The sequence below is a fragment of the Akkermansiaceae bacterium genome, assembly GCA_019634595.1.
Taxonomy (GTDB): Bacteria; Verrucomicrobiota; Verrucomicrobiia; order Verrucomicrobiales; family Akkermansiaceae; genus Luteolibacter.
The window spans coordinates 14,806-34,613 of sequence record JAHCBC010000002.1 but is presented as its reverse complement, the minus strand read 5'-3'; the positions used below and the strand labels follow the sequence as shown (position 1 = coordinate 34,613).

20 protein-coding genes are annotated in these 19,808 nt (G+C 62.5%); 15 read left to right on the top strand and 5 right to left on the bottom strand.

The features are described from left to right. Nucleotides 1–20 precede the first annotated feature (20 nt). Nucleotides 21–770 carry a PEP-CTERM sorting domain-containing protein gene (locus KF712_05840; protein MBX3740492.1) on the bottom strand — a complete coding sequence of 250 codons (750 nt, stop codon included), beginning with the start codon at nt 768–770 and terminating at the stop codon, nt 21–23. 147 nt (nt 771–917) lie between these two features. On the opposite strand from KF712_05840, the gene KF712_05835 reads away from it, so the two are divergent. Next, nucleotides 918–1,484, top strand: a complete 567-nt coding sequence (locus KF712_05835; protein MBX3740491.1) for a sigma-70 family RNA polymerase sigma factor — start codon at nt 918–920, stop codon at nt 1,482–1,484. 2 nt (nt 1,485–1,486) lie between these two features. Next, nucleotides 1,487–3,124, top strand: coding sequence for a LamG domain-containing protein (locus KF712_05830; GenBank protein MBX3740490.1), 1,638 nt, complete (start codon nt 1,487–1,489; stop codon nt 3,122–3,124). Nucleotides 3,125–3,164: 40 nt separating this feature from the next. On the opposite strand, the gene KF712_05825 is transcribed toward KF712_05830, so the two are convergent. Beyond that, nucleotides 3,165–3,860 carry a DUF1080 domain-containing protein gene (locus KF712_05825; protein MBX3740489.1) on the bottom strand — a complete coding sequence of 232 codons (696 nt, stop codon included), beginning with the start codon at nt 3,858–3,860 and terminating at the stop codon, nt 3,165–3,167. Nucleotides 3,861–4,002: 142 nt separating this feature from the next. Here KF712_05825 and KF712_05820 point away from each other — a divergent pair, with 142 nt between their 5' ends. Further along, nucleotides 4,003–4,773, top strand: a complete 771-nt coding sequence (locus KF712_05820; protein ID MBX3740488.1) for an ABC transporter ATP-binding protein — start codon at nt 4,003–4,005, stop codon at nt 4,771–4,773. Further along, a complete protein-coding gene (locus KF712_05815) occupies nt 4,770–6,422 on the top strand; it encodes a hypothetical protein (GenBank protein ID MBX3740487.1) in 1,653 nt (550 codons plus the stop codon). Before KF712_05820 ends, KF712_05815 begins: the two co-directional genes overlap by 4 nt. A 9-nt stretch (nt 6,423–6,431) precedes the next feature. Here the strand turns inward: KF712_05815 and KF712_05810 are convergent, their stop codons facing one another. After that, a complete protein-coding gene (locus tag KF712_05810; GenBank protein MBX3740486.1) occupies nt 6,432–6,671 on the bottom strand; it encodes a glutaredoxin family protein in 240 nt (79 codons plus the stop codon). A gap of 120 nt (nt 6,672–6,791) precedes the next feature. On the opposite strand from KF712_05810, the gene KF712_05805 reads away from it, so the two are divergent. From KF712_05805 to KF712_05780, 6 genes are all read left to right on the top strand, one after another. Further along, nucleotides 6,792–7,520 carry a zinc metallopeptidase gene (locus KF712_05805; GenBank protein ID MBX3740485.1) on the top strand — a complete coding sequence of 243 codons (729 nt, stop codon included), beginning with the start codon at nt 6,792–6,794 and terminating at the stop codon, nt 7,518–7,520. Nucleotides 7,521–7,744: 224 nt separating this feature from the next. After that, on the top strand, nt 7,745–9,256 hold the full coding sequence (locus KF712_05800; protein ID MBX3740484.1) for a glycosyltransferase family 2 protein: 1,512 nt from the start codon (nt 7,745–7,747) through the stop codon (nt 9,254–9,256). A gap of 112 nt (nt 9,257–9,368) precedes the next feature. After that, nucleotides 9,369–9,881: a L,D-transpeptidase gene (locus KF712_05795; GenBank protein ID MBX3740483.1), complete on the top strand. Its 513-nt coding sequence runs from the start codon at nt 9,369–9,371 to the stop codon at nt 9,879–9,881. A gap of 102 nt (nt 9,882–9,983) precedes the next feature. Next, nucleotides 9,984–10,247 (top strand): 30S ribosomal protein S20, encoded by a 264-nt coding sequence (rpsT, locus tag KF712_05790; GenBank protein ID MBX3740482.1) that lies wholly within the window; start codon nt 9,984–9,986, stop codon nt 10,245–10,247. 66 nt (nt 10,248–10,313) lie between these two features. Beyond that, on the top strand, nt 10,314–10,550 hold the full coding sequence (locus tag KF712_05785) for a hypothetical protein (protein MBX3740481.1): 237 nt from the start codon (nt 10,314–10,316) through the stop codon (nt 10,548–10,550). Nucleotides 10,551–10,660: 110 nt separating this feature from the next. After that, entirely contained in the window at nt 10,661–11,218 is a 558-nt protein-coding gene (locus KF712_05780) for a DUF1802 family protein (protein ID MBX3740480.1), read from the top strand. Between the two features lie 132 nt (nt 11,219–11,350). Here KF712_05780 and KF712_05775 read toward each other — a convergent pair whose 3' ends face one another. Together KF712_05775 and purE are read right to left on the bottom strand one after the other, a co-directional pair. Next, the gene (locus KF712_05775; protein ID MBX3740479.1) at nt 11,351–12,490 is read right to left on the bottom strand and encodes a 5-(carboxyamino)imidazole ribonucleotide synthase; all 1,140 of its coding nucleotides are present in this window, start codon (nt 12,488–12,490) and stop codon (nt 11,351–11,353) included. Between the two features lie 19 nt (nt 12,491–12,509). Then, on the bottom strand, nt 12,510–13,007 hold the full coding sequence (gene purE / locus KF712_05770; GenBank protein MBX3740478.1) for a 5-(carboxyamino)imidazole ribonucleotide mutase: 498 nt from the start codon (nt 13,005–13,007) through the stop codon (nt 12,510–12,512). A gap of 284 nt (nt 13,008–13,291) precedes the next feature. Here purE and KF712_05765 point away from each other — a divergent pair, with 284 nt between their 5' ends. From KF712_05765 to KF712_05745, 5 genes are all read left to right on the top strand, one after another. Next, nucleotides 13,292–14,401, top strand: coding sequence for a VWA domain-containing protein (locus KF712_05765; GenBank protein ID MBX3740477.1), 1,110 nt, complete (start codon nt 13,292–13,294; stop codon nt 14,399–14,401). A gap of 258 nt (nt 14,402–14,659) precedes the next feature. Next, complete coding sequence (locus KF712_05760) at nt 14,660–17,596, top strand: tetratricopeptide repeat protein (protein MBX3740476.1); 2,937 nt, start codon at nt 14,660–14,662, stop codon at nt 17,594–17,596. Next, nucleotides 17,593–18,465, top strand: coding sequence for a hypothetical protein (locus KF712_05755; GenBank protein ID MBX3740475.1), 873 nt, complete (start codon nt 17,593–17,595; stop codon nt 18,463–18,465). The genes KF712_05760 and KF712_05755 overlap by 4 nt, the downstream gene beginning before the upstream one ends. A gap of 41 nt (nt 18,466–18,506) precedes the next feature. Next, the gene (locus tag KF712_05750; protein MBX3740474.1) at nt 18,507–19,277 is read left to right on the top strand and encodes a MotA/TolQ/ExbB proton channel family protein; all 771 of its coding nucleotides are present in this window, start codon (nt 18,507–18,509) and stop codon (nt 19,275–19,277) included. A 98-nt stretch (nt 19,278–19,375) separates the two neighbouring features. Then, nucleotides 19,376–19,771: a biopolymer transporter ExbD gene (locus tag KF712_05745; protein MBX3740473.1), complete on the top strand. Its 396-nt coding sequence runs from the start codon at nt 19,376–19,378 to the stop codon at nt 19,769–19,771. Nucleotides 19,772–19,808: the final 37 nt, after the last annotated feature.

Genomic DNA, 19,808 nt, shown 5'->3' with positions numbered 1-19,808 from the left:
CTGCCACGGCATCACCGCCCTCAGGAATGCGCCCCGCGCCTGCGGCGTGTGAGGGCGCCAAGTCCGCCCGCAAGCAACAGGGCTGTCAGGTGCGGCTCGGGAACCTGATCCACCACCAGATTGTCGATACGGGTCGAGACCGATCCGGTCGCGACGTAGTAGAAGCCGATGGCGGTGATGGGGGAATCCTCAAGGTCCGTGGTGCGGGCGATGCCGCTGATGGACAGCTCGTCACCAGGGGCGATGTTCACGTCAAACCATGAGCTGGCGAGCGTCGTGTAGGCGAAGGAGCGGGTGAAGGCTCCCGCGTTGTTGATGTTGTTGAAGTCGGTCAGTCCTCCGGTGGCCACGGGAGTGAAGGTCTGGGTGGTCGCCACCCATTGGCTGCCCACCCGGAGGAGAAGGCGGGTTTCGGCGTTGCCGGTGAGGCTGGCATGGTGCTGCCAACTGATGTTGAGGGCGCCGTTCGCCGGGTTGATGTTCAGGCCGGCTTCGAAGGTGGCGTAGCTTCCGTTGGACAGCGCGTTGAGTGCGAGGAAGCCGGGAACCTGCGGATTGCCATTCCCGGCTCCTCCGGGGATGTAGATGGTGCCGACTCCGGAGCCTGTCATGGCGGTGGCGTTTGCTCCCCTGTAGGCGACCCAGCCTGCGGTGCTGATCGGGTCATCCGTCGAATCCGCATTGGTGAAGGACTCGCCGTAGACCACCGCCCCCTGGAGCGGACTGGTGAGGGCCGCAGGAATGAGCGCCAGAGCGATGAAGGAAGACAACAGATGGGTTTTGCCGGAAGGAGTCATGACCATTAATGTCGGTCCCGCCGCAGGAGTTAGCAGTGAAAGTCCGGACGCATGCCGGGTTTTCCGGGATGGGCCTGCTAACTAACGCCGCCGCCGGATCATTTGCCTATGGCCCACCCGATGAATGAAGACCCCTCACCCCCGCCGGATCCGGCAGCCCAGTTGGAACTGGTGCAGGTCCTGTTCGTGAAACACCAGCCGTTGGTCCGGGTGGCGGCGCTCGCCATCCTGCCGGATTTCGACAAGGTGGATGACGTGGTGCAGGAGACTTTCCTCACCATGCTGCGCAAGGCGGGGGACTTCGTTCCGGGGAGCAACTTCACCGCGTGGATCTGTTCCATCGCCCGGTTCAAGGCGATGGAGATGCGGAGGAAATCCATCCTGCCCTTTGAGACGCTGTCGGACTCGGTGCTGGAGACGCTCCACGCCGTGGAACCCGTGGCGGATGATTTCGAGCACAAGGTGAGATATTTCGAGGAATGTCTCGGCCGGCTCGCCCCCCAGGCGCGGAAAATCATGGGACTGCGCTACGAGCAGGCGCTGCTTCCGGCGGCGATTTCCAAACAAATGAACTGGTCGGTGGGGGCGGTGAAAGTCGCGCTCTCCCGGGCCCGCAACCTGCTGCGGGATTGCGTCCATCTGAAGCTTGCCGCGGAGGGCCATCTCCCTGACACCGAATCCGCCTGATCATGTTTGACGAAGCACGCCTCAAACAACTGGTCGATGCCTACATCGACCAGACATTGGAACCTGCCGAGCGGGAGGAACTGGAACTGGTCCTGATGTCTTCGGAACAGGCCCGGCGGGATTTCTGGGAGCGTGTCCACCTTCACGCCGCCGCGCGCGAGTGGGCGCTCGGGAACGTCGCCACCGGCATGGTGGATGCGACGGTCAACCGCGCCATCTCCGGGAGGAGAAGGCGGATCAGGAACTGGAGTGCGGGTATTGCCGCCGCAGCGGCCTCGGTCGCCGCCGTCCTCTGGCTGGGAAGCAGGCCCGGACCCGCGGTCACCGCCGGGACCGGCCAACCCTCCCCGCCCCGAGCCGCGACCCCATCCAAACCCACATCCGCCCCTGTCGCGGTGCTGGCCCTGTCGGCGGATGCCGGGTGGGTGGGTGGCACCCCGGCCCCGGGGGCACCGTTGTCCCCCGGCCTGCTCAGGCTGGTGAAGGGGAATGTGCGGATCGATTTCCTCAGCGGAGCGCAGATGACCATCCGGGCCCCGTCCGAGGTGGAGCTGGTCACGGAGATGCACGCGAGGCTGCACAGCGGCAACATCCACGTGTTCGCCCCCCCTGCGGCGGAAGGATTCACCGTCGAGTCCGGAGAGTTGATCGCCGTGGACCGGGGGACCGAATTCGGGATGACCGGTGCCGCCGGCCATGCTCCCACCCTCCACGTGCTCGATGGGAAGGTGGATGTGGCGAAGAGTGACGCCCCCTCCGAGTTCAAGGAAATCCGCGGTGGCAGCGCCGTCAGCCTGAGCGGGCGTGACTGGAGTTTCTTCCCGGCGGAACCGGCGCTTTTCCAAGGAACGCGTGAACTGGCCGGTGAAGCCGATCATGAGCAGGCGCGCAGGCTCCGGGAGTGGGAGGTGGCTGCGCGGGAGTTCTCCGCCCGTCAGGATGTCGTCATCCATTTTCCATTTCTGAAACCGGACTCCGGCAGGAGCACGGTCGTGGCGAACACCGCCGCCCATGCCGCCGCCGGGACGGAAGGGACCATCGTCGGGGCGGAATGGGTGGGTGGGCGATGGGTGGGGAAGGGGGCCTGCAATTTCTCGCGCTCCACGGACCGGGTGCGTTTTGTCGCTCCGGGGGAGTACCAATCACTGACCCTCATGGCATGGGTGAGGGTGGACCGGTTGCCGAACGGCTTCAACGTCCTGCTGCGGGCGGACCGTGTGGTGGTGGGAACCCCCCACTGGCAGTTCGACTCGCTGGGACGCCTGAGGTTCGGTTTCAACACGGCCATCAACGACTTTCTGAGGCCGGACACGACGGAGAAAACCGCGTGGGACGTCGCCGTGTCCCCTCCGTTGCTCGACGGTCGTCTGGGTGAGTGGATCCATGTGGCGACCGTCTATGATTCCCGCCGCGCCGTGCTGGAGCATTTCATGGATGGGGAAAAGGTGACCAGCCATCCCTTGCTCCATCCCATCCCCATCATCATCGGCGCCGCGCAGATCGGGAACTCCGTGGTTGAGTCCAACGATCCCATGCAGGGACGGTTGAACCTGGTGGGGCGGGTGGATGAATTCGCGCTGCTGAATGAGGCGCTGCCGGAGGAGGTCATCCGGGCCTACTACGAAAAAGGCCGCCCTTGATCCAAGGGCGGCCGGAAAGTTCAAGCGATGGGGAGGGGTATCACTCCGCGTCCAGGATGATGTCCTTGAACTCGACCTGCATCGGCGGGCCGGCGTGGAGCTGGAGGGCGATGATGCCGCTCTTCGCGCCTTCGGCGGTTTCGTCCGTCACATCCACGGTGAGTTTTCCGTTGATGTAGTGCTGGAGGTGGCCGCCCTTGGCGATGATCTTGTATTCGTTCCAGCCGTCCTTGTTGATCGCCGCCTGGATCTCATCGCTGTTGCCGGTCTCCCCGGTCACGGTGATGGTCGGCTTCTTCGGGTCCGCGCTCTGGGTGAGGGTGACCTTTTGCCCGCGCTGGGCCAGGATGCCGCGGCCCTTTTCCTCATAGAGGATGCCGCTGTATTTGTCGCCGTATTCGAAGTCCGCCTGATAGCCCGCTGCGACGAAGTTCGCCTCATCCACCACCTTGCTGCGGTACTGGATGCCGCTGTTGGTGTATTTCTTGTCGTCGCCCGGCGTCATCCGGTATTGCGCGGTGAGGGTGAAGTCCGCCACCTCGCCGTCCTTCCAGATGAGGAAGGTGTTTCCCTTGGCCGGGTTCTCGGCGGTGGTCTTTCCGACGATGGCGCCGTCTTTCACGGACCAGAGGGCGGGATTGCCTGCCCAGCCGGTGAGGTCCTTGCCGTTGAAAAGTTGCTTTTCGGCGGCGGTGGCGGCGGTCGCCGCAAGGGCGAGGAGGAGGATGGATTTCATAGGATGGTGGATCACACTTAATGCATTGGAGCACGGGGCTGCAATGAAGATAGAACGTCGCGCGGCGCGTGACCTTTCAAGCCACAGGGCCGCTCTTTTTGGATCGCCCTGCGGGGGCATCCCGTGCAGATAAAAAGAACGGATGATCTCACTGCACGCGCTGACGAAGCACTTCGGCCCCCAGAAAGCCGTGGACGGACTGACGCTGGAGATACCCGCGGGCCAGATCGTCGGGTTGCTGGGGCCGAATGGAGCGGGGAAATCCACCACGTTGAAGATGCTGACGGGGATGCTGGAGCCGACCTCCGGCACGGCCACGATCTGCGGCTTCGACCTGAACCGTGACGGGATGGAAATCAAGAAGCGGGTGGGTTTCGTGCCGGACTCCGGCGCGGTGTTCGAGTCGCTGACAGGCTTGGAATACTTGGAAATGATCGCGGCGCTCTACGGCATACCCATGGAAGCGGCCCGGGAGAGGATCCGGCAGTTCCTCGCGTTTTTCGACCTCGGTTTCGACGTGCTGACGGACAAGCTGCTGGGTGCCTACTCGAAGGGCATGCGCCGGAAGGTGGTGATCACCGCGGCCCTGCTGCACAACCCGCAGGTCGTTTTCTTCGACGAGCCGCTCGACGGTCTGGACGCGAACGCGGCGGTGGGATTCAAGGCTTTGATCCAGACCTTGGCGCGGGAGGGCAGGACCATCGTCTACAGCTCCCATATCCTGGATGTGGTGGAGCGGGTGTGTGACCGGGTGATCATCATCGACAAAGGGCAGGTGGTGGTGGACGGGGAGCCGGAAGCGCTGGTCCGCCTGCATGGGGCGTCCTCGCTGGAGCGTCTGTTCACCCGTCTGACGGGCGGGGAGGACCTGGAGCGGAGGGCGGAGGACTTCGCGAAAACCTTCCGCCAGTGAGTGAGCTTCCTTCCAGTGCCGCGCAGTCGAAGGTGCTGCGGAACCTTTACCTGACCCTGTTCCTGAGGGGCAGGTCCTCGCGTGGGCTGAAGGACCGCGGGCCGCGGTCGGTCGCCGGGAAGCTGTGGCTGACCCTGCTGTTCTATGCGGCGGCGGGCTGCTTCAGCCTGTTCATGCTGGAGCAGCCGGTTTTCAGCGTCTCCCTCTACCTCCATGGGGCGGCCATGTTCTTCATCGGCATGTTCGTCGCTTCCTCGGCGGGGGAGGTGCTGTTCAACAAGGAGGAGGCGGAGATCCTGCTGCACCGGCCCGTCAGTCCGCGCGCCATGCTGTGGGCGAAGGTGAGGGTGCTGTGCCAGGTTTCCCTGTGGCTTGCCCTCGCCTTCAACCTCGCGCCGTTGGTCGCGGCCTGTTTCGGAGGATGGACAGGCTTGATCTTCGTCCCGGCGCATGTTGCTTCCGTGTGGCTTTCCGCATTGTTCTGCACGGGATCGGTGGTGCTCATCTACCAGCTCTGCCTGCGGTGGTTCGGGCGTGAACGTCTGGACGGGCTGATGACCTTTTTCCAGGTGATGATGACCATGCTGCTGATCCTCGGCGGGCAGATCGTCCCCCACCTGCTCCGGTATCTCCCGGAGGAAGTCCGGCTCACCGGAGACACCTGGTGGCTGGCGGTGCTGCCTCCCGCCTGGTTCGCGGGTTTGGATGAGTTGTTGATGGGGGGCGGCACGCCTGGCTCATGGGCACTGGCCGCAGCGGGGCTGGTGGTGACCGGGACCACGCTGGCGCTGGCGTTCGGGAAGCTGGCGGCCAGCTACGGCAGCGGGCTGCGCACTCTCGGGGAGGCCTCCGTGAAGCCTGCGGGAGCGGGTGGCAGGCCCCGCCTGCTGCAGCGGCTGGCCTCGCTGCCGCCGTTCTCCCTGTGGTTGCGTGACCCTCTGGAGCGCGGTGGATTCCTGCTGGTGGGGGCCTACATGCTCCGCGACCGTGAGGTGAAGCTGCGGCTCTATCCCGGGGTGGCGCCGCTGGCAGTCCTGCCGGTCGTTTTCCTGTTCATCGGGGCTGGTTCCGGGACGGAAGATGGCAGCGGGCAGATGCTGATGCTCTTCGGCGCATACGTGGCGCTGCTGCCAATGACGGCCATGGGCCTGTTGCGGTTCTCCCAGAACTGGCAGGCCGCGGATGTGTTCTTGGTCACACCGACCCATGGTCCGGGGCCGCTGCTCATCGGCGCGAGAAAGGCGGTCGATCTTTTCCTCACCCTCCCGGCGGTGCTGGTGCAGGCGTCGGCCGCATTCCTGATCCTGGGGGATGTGCGTATGCTTTATTTCCTGCTGCCCGGCATCATCGCCCTGCCGGCCTATTCAAGGATCGGCGGTTTCGCGATGAAAGGTGCGCCACTCTCCGAGCCGGCGGAAGAATCCCGGAGCGCGAAACGGGGGCTGGTCGTGTTTTTCGCCAGCCTGAGCGTCTTCGCGCTGGGAGGATTGGCGGCAGGCGCACGGGCCCTGGGATACTTCCTGCCCTTCCTGGTGGTGGAGGCGGTGGTTGTGCTGGCCGTCTGCTTGTCGCTGGACAAAAGGACGCACGGCCTGCGCTGGCAGCCGGTGGATGGCGGGGAGCCTGCGCCCACCCGCTCCTGGGAGTGAGCGGTCGGATCAGAGGCCGCGCTTTTTCAGGAACGGGATCAGCTCGTCCACTCCGAAGTCCGCGAGCACCTCGCCGTTCCAGTCCATGGTCGGGGCTTTGGTCTGGCCGGAGAGGTCCACCATTTCCTGCATCGCCCCGCGGTTGCCGGAGACGACGATGGTTTCGACCTCGATGCCCTTGCGGTGGAGGTGGTCCACGACTTCGTCGCACCATGGGCAGCCGGGCTTGATGTAGAGTTTAGGTAGCATGAGGGGTGTCAGGTGGAGTCTCTCCGGGAACTTCGGTTCGTGATGGTGTGGAAACAAGGCGGGATTTTCCAACGATCATCCGGTTGCGTGCGGCCTGCTTGTCCGTAGAATGGGAGGCATATGAATTCCGATGTCATTTTCCTCGCGCAGATGGCCCCCATGGGCATTTCGATGACCTACTGGGTGATCATCGGTGCGACCTTTCTCGTCAGCATGTTGGTGAGCAGCACGCTGAAGCGCCGCTTCAACGAATACTCCCAGATCCCCATCCGCTACACGGGGGCACAGGTGGCCGAAGCGATGCTCCGCCAGAACGGCATCACCGACGTGAAGGTGATCAGCACCCCCGGACAGCTCACTGACCACTATGACCCGGTCAGCAAGACGGTGAATCTGAGCGAGTCCGTCTATGGGATGAACAGCGTGGCGGCCGCCGCCGTCGCCGCCCACGAATGCGGCCACGCGGTCCAGCACCAGCAGGCCTACCACTGGCTCACCTTCCGCTCGAAGATGGTGCCCGCCGTCAGCTTTTCCTCGAAGCTCCTCAACTGGCTGATGATCCTCAGCCTTTTCGGGATGTTCGCGCTCGGACCGACCACCATCTGGATCTGGGTGGGCCTCTTCGCGGTCACAACGCTCTTCTCCGTGGTCACCCTGCCTGTGGAGTTCGACGCCAGCCGCCGGGCCCTGGTCTGGCTGGAAAGCAGCGGCCTGGCCGCAAGCATGGAGCATGAGAAAGCGAAGAACGCGCTGTTCTGGGCGGCCATGACCTACGTGGCGGCAGCGGTCGGCTCGCTGGCCCAGCTCGCCTACTTCCTGATGATGGCCCTCGGAGGCCGCCGGGATTGATGCCCGGGGGAGGTGCCGGAGCAGCCACGGACCGCCGTGGCTGCGAGGGTTTCCCGGCGCGCCGGACCGCCCTCCGTTCCGGCTTGACGGTGGGGGGGCTTTCTGCTTGCCTCCGGCTGTCGGCGTCTGATCTTCAGGCGTTTCGATGTTTTTGAAACGATCCGCAACCCTGTCCCGTATGGGTCCGGCCCGTTTCCGAGACAACAGCCATCCCTCTTCCATCCATGGATCTTTCCTCTCCGCTCTGGTATATCTCCTACGTTCTGGTGCTGATCGGCCTCGCCGGCTTCGGCTCCCACCGTCTTGCCATCGTGTTCCTCTACCTGAAGCACAACCGCAAGCGCCCGCAGCCGAAGGAGATGTTCGCGGATCTGCCGCTGGTGACCATCCAGCTCCCGGTCTTCAACGAGATGCACGTGGTGGACCGCCTGCTGGACTCCGTCGCCGCGCTGGACTACCCGCAGGACAAGATGCAGATCCAGTTGCTGGATGACTCCACGGACAGCACCGTGGAGATCTGCCGGGCTGGCATCGAGCGGCTGAAAGCCAAGGGCTTCGACGCGGAGCACATCCACCGCACGGACCGCACCGGCTTCAAGGCCGGAGCGCTTGAGAACGGCACCAAATTCGCCAAGGGCGAGTATCTTTTCATCCTGGACGCGGACTTCGTGCCGAACGCGGACGTGCTGAAGCGGACCATCCACTTTTTCACCGATGACAACATCGGCATGATCCAGACCCGCTGGGGGCACCTGAACCGCACCTACAACGTGTTGACCCGCATCCAGGCGATGTTCCTGGACGGCCACCTGGAACTGGAGCAGACCGCCCGCAACCGCAGCGGCCGTTTCTTCACTTTCAACGGCACCGGCGGCATCTGGCGCAAATCCTGCATCGCGGACGCCGGCGGCTGGGAGCATGACACCCTCACCGAGGACATGGACCTCAGCTACCGTGCCCAGTTGAAGGGCTGGCGTTTCATTTTCCTCAACGATGTCGAGACCCCCGCTGAACTTCCCGTCGACATGGACGGCTTCAAGAGCCAGCAGCACCGCTGGACGAAGGGTTCCATCCAGGTCTGCAAGAAAGTCCTGCCGGCCATCTGGAAGAGCAAGGTGCCGCTGTTCATCAAAATGGAGGCGACCGCGCACCTCACCTCGAACTTCGCCTACCTCCTGCTCATCATCCTCTGCTTCCTCATCTACCCGAACCAGCACCAGCCGGACTTCGGCGCCTACACGAAGTGGATCGTCAACGTGCCGATCTTCTTCTTCGCCTCCGTTTCGGTCATCGTGTTCTACATCACCGCGCAGCGGGCGCTCCGCCCCGGCACCTGGTGGAAGGAGCTTCCGTATCTTCCGCTGCTGCTCGCCTTGGGCATCGGCATGTCCATCAACAACGCCAAGGCCGTGATCGAGGCCCTGTTCAACCATGAGACGGCCTTCGTCCGCACGCCGAAGTACGGCATCGGCGAAACCGCCCAGCGCAGGGCGGACTGGAAAAAGAGCAGTTACAAGGCCATCAAGAGCCTCACTCCGTTCGTGGAGTTCCTGTTCGGTTCGTTCTTCCTGTTCGTGGTGGTGGATGCCATTATGGGCCAGCGCTACGTGTCCGCGGTCCTGCTCCTGCCCTTCCCGGTCGGCTTCTTCTACACTTCCTTCGCCTCCTTCGCCCGGATGCTGCCGTCCCCGTCGGCGCGTTCCGCTCCTGAGACTGTCACCCGCAAAGATCCCTGACGCACCCATGATCTTGAGTCTTTCCCGCAAGTTCCTCCTCTCCGTCGCCTGTCTCGCGGCTGCGGTCGGTTTCACCAGCTGCGGCTCGGTGAACAAGGACAACCGCAACAAGATGATCGTCAGTGTGCGCGATCAGAAAATGCTGCTGGTGAGGGATGGAAAGCCGGTGAAGTCCTACAAGATCTCCACCTCCAAGTTCGGGATCGGTGACAAGCCGGGGAGCAACTGCACCCCGCTGGGTACCATGCGGATCGCCAAGAAGATCGGCGGCAATGCGGTTGCCGGGACCGTTTTCAAGAGCCGCCGCCCCACCGGCGAGGTGCTCCGCCCGAATGCTCCCGGCCGGGACCCCATCGTCAGCCGCATCCTCTGGCTCCATGGTACGGAAATCGGGAATTTCAATGCCTACCGGCGCTACATCTACATCCACGGCACTCCGGAGGAGAACCGCCTGGGGACGCCTGCCTCCTACGGTTGCATCCGGATGGGCGGGAAGGATGTCATCGATCTCTACAACCGTGTGGGTGCCGGTGCCGAGGTCCGTGTGATCCGGGGCACGCTGGGAGCTACCAAGGAACAGCAGGGCTATGTCGCCCGTGGCGGCACCATTGACGATGGCGTTTGATGAAACCTCCGCCCATCGCAAAACACGAGCTTGACACCTCCTTAAAAATTTATAATTTCCCCGCCCCGCCGTTTCCGGCTCACTACTTTTTGACAAACGACCATGGCCAACCATAAATCTTCCATCAAGCGCGCACGTCAGACCATCGTGCGCACCGAGCGCAACCGTGCTGAAAAGAGCCGCTTCAAGACCGCCCGCAAGGCCGTGCTTGCTGCCGTTGCCGCTGGTGACAAGGAAGGCGCCGCCAAGGCCAGCACCGTTCTCTCCTCCTACGTGGACAAGGCCGCCAAGCGCAACCTGATCCACCCGAACAAGGCCGCCAACATCAAGAGCAAGACCGCCAAGGTCATTGCCGCGATCGCCTGATCGTTCGGTCCTCCGGAAACTCGAAAATTAAGCGGACCGGCTCCCCGGTGCCGCTTTTTTCATAGAATGGCTGCAAATCCCACACCACCGCCATCGCGGGCGGAAACCGCCGCGAAGATCGCCGCGAATCCCTCCGCCTACAAGGTGTGCGAGGGCTGCGATTCCATCGTCGGAGCTGGTGCGGCCCTTTGCCCGAACTGCCATAGCTTCCGCTTTGACACCACGGCGGAACAGGTCATCCGCCAGGCACGCATCCTGGGTGCCCGGGAGCAGACCTCCGTCACCGCGGACGATCTGGGGTGAGGGCAGGAAGCCGCCGGTCACTGGTACCGCGGAATTCATTCCGTTTGCTTTCGCTGGCGGGATTCTCCGGGGCGGACTGAAGTCCGCGCTCCATCCGATTCTTTCCCATCATGAGCGACATCATCAGTTTCAAGGAATGGCAGGTCGTCTGTGACGCGCTTGCCAGCGGCCGGCAGTCCATCCTGCTGCGCAAGGGCGGCATCCATGAAGGACGCGCGGGATTTTCCTTCGCCCACGAATCGTTCTTCCTTTTCCCCACGCGCTTCCACGCCATCGGGGACCACGTCCGCGAGGGCCATGTCGAGGTCGCTCCGGAATGGCAGCCCGGCGACATCATCCGCATCACCCACCACGCGGAAGCGGAGTGGGCTGTCACACTCACTGAGTGGGAGAAGGTGAAGGCGCTTGAGCCGTTCCACATCTATTCGGAGAAGACCGTCCGCGACCGTTTCGACTGGGAGGGGAAGGGTATGGCCTCCGGGAGCATCCATGTGGCCCTCGTGCGCGTGCGCGAGCTGGCGAAACCATGGGAATTCGCCTACGAGCCGAAATACGGCGGTTGCCGTAGCTGGGTGAAGTTGCCGGAGCCTCCGGCAGGCTGGCGCGAAAGCGCAAGGCCGGTCATTGCGGATGAAGAGTTCACGGCGCTGTCCGCCGCGTTGCTCTGAACGGAGCGCGGACTTCAGTCCGCATGGGTTTTACCGGCGCACTGGGACCGCGGACTTCATTCCGTTTGGCTTCGCTGGCTGGATTCTCGGGGCGGAATGAATTCCAGCGGTCCGCTCCCACTGCGTTCCTCGCTACCCCAGCCAGTATTCCTTCATCCTCTCCGCACGTTCAAGCGCCTCAGGTCCGAGGAAATTCGCGTGTCCCATCTTTCTGCGGCCGATGGCCCGGCGTTTGCCGTAAAGATGGAGGAAGGCTTCGCCGTCCTGGAACAGCGGAAGCCAGTCCGGAGGGGTCGTTTCGTCCGGCCAGAAGTCGCCCAGCAGGTTGAGCATCACGACAGGACTGAGCAGGCGGGGCGAACCCAGCGGCAGGCCGAGCACGGCCCGCAATTGTTGCTCGAACTGGGAGGTGGCGCAGGCGTCCAGCGTATGGTGGCCGGAGTTGTGGGGGCGTGGTGCCATTTCGTTCACCAACAGCGATCCATCTTCCTTTAGGAAAAATTCGACTCCCAGGATACCCCGGTAGTCCAGCGCCTCCGCGATGCGGCGGGCGATGGCGGATGCCTCCAGCGATACCGCCGGAGTGGTCCGCGCGGGGACGATGGAGACGTCCAGGATATGGTGGCGGTGGCGGTTCTCCGCGGGGTCATAGGTGACCACCTGGCCATCCGCCCCGCGGGCGACCATCACGGAAAGCTCCCGCTCGAAGGGGACAAAGGCTTCCAGTACCGCGCGGGGAGCATCGAACTTCGCCCACACGGTTTCCGGATCCTCCGTGCCGTCCAGCTTGATCTGGCCCTTGCCGTCGTAACCGAAATCCGCCGTTTTCAGCACGCCCGGACCACCGAGTTCCTGCATGGCCGCGGCCAGTTCCTCCGCGCCGCCCACCACGGCGAACCAGGTGCAGGGGATGCCGTGCTGGCGCAGGAAATTCTTTTCGCGTTCCCGGTTCTGGCAGGTGGAGATGGCGGCGGGGGACGGGTACAGGGGGATGCCCGCCGCGACGGTTTCGAGGGTGGCGCGGGGGATGTTCTCGAACTCCACCGTGGCGACCGTGGCGGTCCTGCAGAAGCGCTCCAGTGCGGCGGCATCATCGAAGGGAGCGTCGATGACCTCATCCGCCACCTCCACGGCAGGGGCTTCCAGGCCGCCGGTCCAGATCAGGGTGCGGACACCCATGCGGCGGGCGGCGAGGGCAAGCATGCGTCCGAGCTGGCCGCCGCCGATCACGCCGACGATGCAACCGGGAGGATGGATGGGAAGGGAAGACATGGAGAGAAAAAGGGGAGGCTCAGTCGAGAGCGGGGAGCGTCGCGGCTTTCACCGTGTCGCTCTGGTTCTTGCGGAAGGCGGCCAGCTTTTCCGCCAGCGCGGCGTCTTCGTTCGCCAGGATTGCCACGGCGAAAAGCGCGGCGTTGATGGAACCCGCCTTGCCGATGGCGAAGGTGGCGGTCGGGATACCAGCCGGCATCTGGACGATGGAGAGCAGGGAGTCCACGCCGTGCAGGGTCTTCGACTCCACCGGAACGCCCAGCACCGGCAGGTCCGTGATGGCGGCGGTCATCCCCGGCAGGTGGGCGGCTCCGCCGGCACCGGCGATGATGCATTTCAGGCCGCGGCCGCGGGCGGCTTCCGCGTAGGAAACCAGCTTGTCCGGAGTACGGTGCGCGCTCACGACTTCGGCCTCCCATGGCACGCCGAAGTCCCGCAGCGTGCGTGCGGCGTGTTCCAGGGTGGGCCAGTCCGAGGTGCTGCCCATGATGATTCCGACGACCGGTGTTCCGCTCATAGAGCGCCAGCGTGACGGGGCGGGTGGCGGGCGTCAATCCGTGGCTGCCGTTCATTTCCGCCGGTTCGGCAGGATTTGTCAGGCACCCGGTCTCCGCTTGGGGAATTTTCCGGGTTATGCCTGATTTGTTGGAATAATGCCCCCGCGGGCGACGCTCTTTTGATGGAAATTCCGGTAAAACGCTGCCGCGGAAAAAACCTTTGTGACTTTTTTGGAAATTTCTCTAAGAAAAGCTGGTGCCCCGCGTTCCAACTTTTGACAATCCCTAAAAACCCCTCAACACCATGGAACAGCCTCTGACAACCGAGCCGATTCTCAGCAAACCCAAACTCTCCTACTGGCGCCGCCTCGGTGGGGGATCGTTGACGATCTCCATAGTCGTGCACGCGATCCTGCTTGTGATCGCCCTTTACTGGATTTTCGCCGTCATCCCGCCGCCACCGGAGAAGGTGGTGGATTTCAAGCCGAGCGGTGGTGGTGGCAATCCGAACGCCAACAAGAACCAGCAGAAGAAGCAGTCCCAGATGGTGAAGACCAACGTCTCCCGTGTGGCTGCGAAGGATGCGGTCAGCAACTTCACCCTGCCTGACCCGGAGATGAACTCCAGCATGAGCAAGCTCGGTGCCCTCGGTGCCGGCGGCATGCAGGGTCTCGGCGGCAGCGGTTCCGGCGGTGGCCAGGGCAGCGGCATCGGCACCGGTTTCGGTTCCGGCATGGGGGATGGCATGGCGAAGGGCGCCCCTCCCGTTTTCTTCGGCCTTGAGATGCGCGCCCAGCGTGTCGCCTACGTCATCGACCTTTCCATCTCCATGCGTGCGGATGGCCGGGATATCCTGATGAAGGAGGAACTCACCCGTTCCGTGAAGGCCCTTCCGGACAAGACCAAGTTCGCCGTCATCTTCTTCTCCGGTCCGGTTTGGGTCCCGGGGGATGAGGTGGTCAACAACGTGGTCAAGCACAAGGGCAAGGAATACAAGTGGAGTTCCAAGAGTTCCTGGGAATGGACCTCCGAGAAGCCTTACATGAAGGTGGACTGGCTGGACGCCGGTGACACCGAGAAAAAGAAGATGGTCAGCCTGATCAAGAACCAAGAGCTCATCGGTGGCACCGACTGGGAAGCCCCTCTTGAGATCGCCATCAACATGGAGCCGCCACCGGAGCAGATCTTCTTCATGACCGACGGTGCGATGGAGAACCGTGACATGGATCGCCTGGTCCGCGGCCTGGTCGCCAAGGCGAAGGCAAAGAACGTCAAGATCAACACCGTCAACATGATGGTGCCACAGAAGGAAGCGATCGATGCCATGGATGATCTCGCCTCCAAGACCGGCGGCAAGTTCACCATCGTGGAAAAGGGCGGAAAGGTCCGCAAGGGATCGAAGTCCGACCGTTGAACGAAAAATCCGTTTGCGTCACCGGCCTGCCGCAGGAAACTGGCTTTCCGCGGAGCCGGTGATGCTTCTCCTCCCACTCAGGGAGGTATCCATGGGGTGGGGCGGAGACTCCACCCTTTGTCGGCGGGATGCATGCCATCACGCCAATCCCAGTCCTCCGCGCGGAGTTTGCTCCGAACAACAAAAATCCCAATGAATTTTCACCGTCTTCACCTTGACAAGCTTTGTTCCCCCGGGAAGAACCTTGTGGCGACCCGTATGGATGCGAAAAACCTGAGATTCACAAAGCACGCCTTGTGCGCACTGCTTGCCACACTGCCGCTCTGCGAACTCCAGGCCCAGCCTGCGGACCCGGCCGCGCCGGCGGAACCGGCGGAGCAACCGGCCGGTGAGCTTGAGACCCTTTTCGCGGATGCGGAGAAGGCTTTCGGCACGAAGGACTACACCACCGCCGTGGGCAAGCTGGAGACCCTTCTCAAGGCGATCGCCGACAAGCAGGGGGTTCCCGCCCCCACCCTTGAGATGATCCGCTTCAACATCGGTCTCGGTTACCTGCTGATGAATGATGCCGCCAGCGCGGCGAAGGCGGAGGTCGCGTTCACCGAGTGCCTCACGAAGCATCCGAAGGGTGAATACACCAGCCGCTGCTATCTGGGTGTGGGCAAAGCCTGCATGATCCAGAACACACCGGAGAAAAAGGAGAAGGCCATCAACGCCCTGCGCCAGGCCGCTGCGGATCCCAAGTACAGGTCGGAGGCCGGTCTGGCCCTCGGTCAGGTCTATAACGAACTCAACCGCCAGGAGGAAGCTTTCCAGGTGTTCCGGACACTCATGGGTTCGGACGTCCGCACCCCGCAACAGACGGGGGCCGCCGTGGAGGTCATCGGCCTGCTGGCCGACAGCGAAAAGCTCGACGACCTCACCGCCTATCTTGACCGGGTGATCAACCAACCGGGTATCCGTGACGCCATCGCGTGGTACACCAACCAGATCGTGGTCCGCGCGAATGACCTTTCCGAGCGTGGCTCCCATGAGGTGGCGCTCGCCCTCTACCGGTCCATCCCGCCACGCCGCCAGGTTCTCGAAACCCAGCGCGCCTCTCTGGAGGAGCAGAAGCGGGACGTGGCGGAGATCGAGAAAAAGATCGCGGATGAAATCGCGAAGAAGATCCCGATCTCCCGGCGTTCCACCGCTGGTGAAACCATCGGCGTGCTGAAGGCCGCCCTGGAGCTGAACACCCAGGCTCTGGCCGCCATCGAGACGGCGGTCGATCTGGATGCCGACCTTCTTCTCGGCCGGGGCCGCAGCCTCTATTATCTGGAGCGCTATGAGGAAGCCCTCGTCTGCTTCCGGACGATCCGGACCGTCTATCCCACCGCGAAGAACCTCGAAATCGCGGCTTACTCGGAGATCGTCACCTACAACCAGCTCAAGGACACCGACGAACTCCAGAAGCGTGCCGCTGAGTTCCTCACCAAGCACCCGAGTTCCAGCAACCTGGAGCAGATCGCCATGATCGCAGGCCAGGGCCTTGCGGATGCGGGCAAGTGGGATGAGATGATCGCTTTCTACAAGGATCTCGCCGCCAAGTTCCCCGACTCGAAGTCCAGGGACCAGTATCTCTTCTTCCAGGCCTATGGCCTGTTCCGCTCCGGCAAGTTCGCGGAGGCCGGGGAAGCCTATTCCAACTTCGTCCAGACCTTCCCTGAGAGTGACCGTTACGAAGACGCCCTCTACCAGGTGGCTCTCTGCAATTTCATCCAGGGCAAGTTCAAGGAAACCCTGACTTCCATCCAGGACTACCTGAAGAAGTTCCCGCGCGGACGCTATTCGGGGGACCTCCGCTACCGGCTTGCCTACATCGATTTCCGCGATGAGGAGGACCAGTCCGAGAAACTCGTGAAGGAAATCAACGCCTTCGTTTCGGAGAATATCGACGATCCTTCCGCCGGTGCGATGCTCAACCTGCTGGGGGATACCTACAGCCAGAAGAAAAAGATCCAGGAAAAGCTGAAGGAACAAAAGGTCGATCCCCAGGACAAGGCGTTGGAAGCCTACATGAAGGCCGCCAACTCCGAAAGCAATGAGGATGTCATCCGCTACGCCGTGGAGCAGGCGACCATCATCCTCCAGGCGAAAAAGGACTGGGCCGGTCTGGTGAACCTCCACCAGGGCATCATGAAGCGTTTCCCGGGGGGCAACCTCGCCCTCATCTCCACCACGTGGGTTGTGAAGATGATGGTCCGGGAGAACCGCGGGGCAGAGGCCGCCCAGTTGCTCGCTGACACCCTCAAGGGCAGCATCGCGGATCCGGCGAACGAGCAGGTGGAGTCCCTCATCGATGAGATGGTCCGCACGTTGGTCCCCACCAGACGGGCCAAAGGAGTCGAGATCAATCCGGACGCCCTTTTCGAGCAGCTCAACAAGGTGGTGGACAGTGCCACCGCAGGTCAGGAAAACCCGACCACCTTCGCCCGGAAGAACTATGCGGGAGCCCGTCTCTTCGACATGCTGCGGCTGCCGGACCGTTCCGACCAGTTGCTGAAGGCCATCGCGCTCAACACGCCGCCGGAAGCCCTCAGTCCCATGCTGCTTTCCGCGTGTGGTGAGATTCTCATCAAGGACGGCCAGATCGAGAAGGCGGAGGGCATGTTCCAACGGATCATGGACCGCTACCAGGAGTCGCCGTTCGCGGACTCCGGTTCGGTGGGGCTTGGTCAGATCGCCCTCAGCAAGAAGGAATTCCAGGTGGCCCTGGATCACTTCACCTTCGCCATTGAGGAAAGCCAGGGCAGCTCGAAGTTCCGCGAGGCGAACATCGGCCGCGTCGAGGCTTTGGCCAAACTCGGAAAACTGGATGAAGCGGAGAAAGCCGGCATTGAACTGCTCGGTGACCGGAGCTTCAAAGGAGAGCCGGGCGGCCAGGTCTATCTGCTGGTAGGGGACATTTTCAAAACCCGTGCCGGAACCAAGGGCGGGGCGGAAAAGGAAGAAGAGCTGAAGAAAGCGAACGGTTATTATCAGAACGCCTTCGCCCGCTTCAAAGCCTTTCCGGACATCGCCGCGGAAGGTCTGTGGAGGTCCTATGAAACCCTCAAGGAACTCGGCCTCAACGAGGAGGCGGAAACCACCCGCAAGATCCTGCTCGAAAACGAGAAATTCAAAAATACCCCCGCCTTCAAGAAAGCCCAATGAGCGCGAAACCCCATCCATTCTTCCGTTTTCTGTGCGGCCCGGCCGTGCTCGCGCTTGCTCTTTCCCCCTTTGCCTCCGCCCAGGACGGTGAAGTGAAGGATGCGATCAGCATCGTCTTCACCCTCAATGGGGTCAGCAAGTCGATCCCCATCGACAACCTGGGTTTGCAGGGGGAAAAGTTCACGGTGAAGACCCCAGCCGAAGGCCTGCCCACCATCCCGCTCAACCTGGAGTGGGCGAGTCACGTTTCCGGGTCGGAGCCTGTGCAAATTTCCGAAGCGGTCGGACTGCTTCTGATGAACAAGCCGTCGGATGCCCTCGCGTTGCTCGACCCGATCATGGAGACGCACAAGATCACCGCGAAGATTCCGGGCAACTACTGGCTCAAGGCCGCACGCGCGGCGCTGGTCGCCCACTCCATCAACCGTGCGACGAGCAAGTGTGCGGAGATCGGCAAGGAGATCTCCGATGCAACCCCGATCGCCGGGGATGATCCGTCCGTCTCCCTCAGCAACGTCATGCTGACGCCCCTGAGTGTCAGCATCAACGACCGGATCAAGGCGTATGCGGATCTCGCCAATGACAGCTCACCGCCGGAAGTCAGCGCCTATGCTTCCTATTTCCGCGGCAACCTGCTCAAGACGGCGAAGCGCAACAAGGAAGCCCTTGAAGCTTACCTGACCATTCCCGCCGTGTATCCCACGTGTGGCCGCGTGATCGTGGCCGCCGCGGCTCTCAATGCGGGCGAGCTGATCGCCGCGATGAACCGGCGTGATGAAGCGATCCTCTATCTGGAGGACGCCAAGCGCGAAGGCAAAGGCACCGCCGTCGGAGCCGAAGCCGAAAAGCGGATTCCGCTGGTAAAGTGAAACAATAATCCCTCTCATAAAAATCCCTCGTAACCGTGACTATGAAATCGACCCTCAGCAAGGCGGTGTGTGCCGCACTCTTCCTCCTTCCGACCATCGCCTCGGCCGCAGCTCCGGCCGAAGGCCAGAAGCAAACCCTCATGGATGTGTATAAGGAGGGCGGATGGGTGATGCACATCCTTCTCTTCTGCTCCATCGCGATCTTCTGGCTTGTCGTCGATATCTGGATGCGCACCAACCGCAAGCGCATGACCCCGCCGACGGATGTGGCCGCGGCGCGCCAGGCATTCCTCGCAGGTGACTATGTTGGTGCCTACCAAGCCATGAAGGCGGGTTTCAGCCCGTTCTGCGAAGTGGTCCGGTCGGCTCTCGGTTCCGTCGGCCACGGCAAGGATGCCACGGAAGAAAGCATCTACGTCACGGTTGAGAAGGTGAACTCCACCCTCCAGACCCGGATCAACTACCTTTCCGTTATCGGTGTTTGCGCCCCGATGATCGGTCTGCTCGGAACCACCCTGGGTATGAAAGGCGCCTTCGGTGCCCTTGGTACCTCCGGTGCGGACGTCAGCCAGCTCTCCGGTCACATCGGTCACGTTCTCGTGGCGACCGCGACCGGTCTTCTGGTCGCCATCCCGGCGTTCATCGCTTTCTACTTCCTGCGCAACAAGCTGCAGGGAGCCGTCCACAACCTTCAGGACGAGTCGGAGCGCCTGTTCCGCAACGCTCCGTATGAGTATCTCCAGAGCGCCGACGTCGGCCAGGAAGAAACCTTCGCGGCCCTGCCGAACTGGATCGAGTCCCCGGAGGGCTGATTCCCGCGGATCATCAACCATAAAACCCAAACCATCAGCACCAAATGGGCGGAGGAGGAGGAGGAGGAGAAGGGGAACCCGAGTTCCAGATCGCGCCGATGATCGACGTGCTTCTGGTGCTCCTGGTGTTCTTCGTCGCGATCACTTCGGCAGAGGTGCTGAAGGTCGACAAAGGGCTCACGCTGCCGGTTTCACCCAGCGCCAAGGAACGGGATCCCGAAAACTCGAAGAGCGAGATGGCGATCAACGTCCGTTGGGACCAAGGCACGAACAAGGGTGTCCTTGTTGTTGATGACAAGGTGTATGACAACTGGGAGGAACTCATTCCTTACCTGGAAAATCGGGCCGAGTTCATCAAGACGACCCGCAACACCTCTCTTCGTGTCGTGGTCCGCGCAGACAAAGGCCTGCCTGCGGGTGAGGTCCAGCGCATCATGAACGTCATTGGTATGGCTGGTATCGCCGATATCGCCTTCTCCGCATCCAACCGCTGATTCAACCGTGAGCAAGAAAAACAGGAAAAAGCCTACG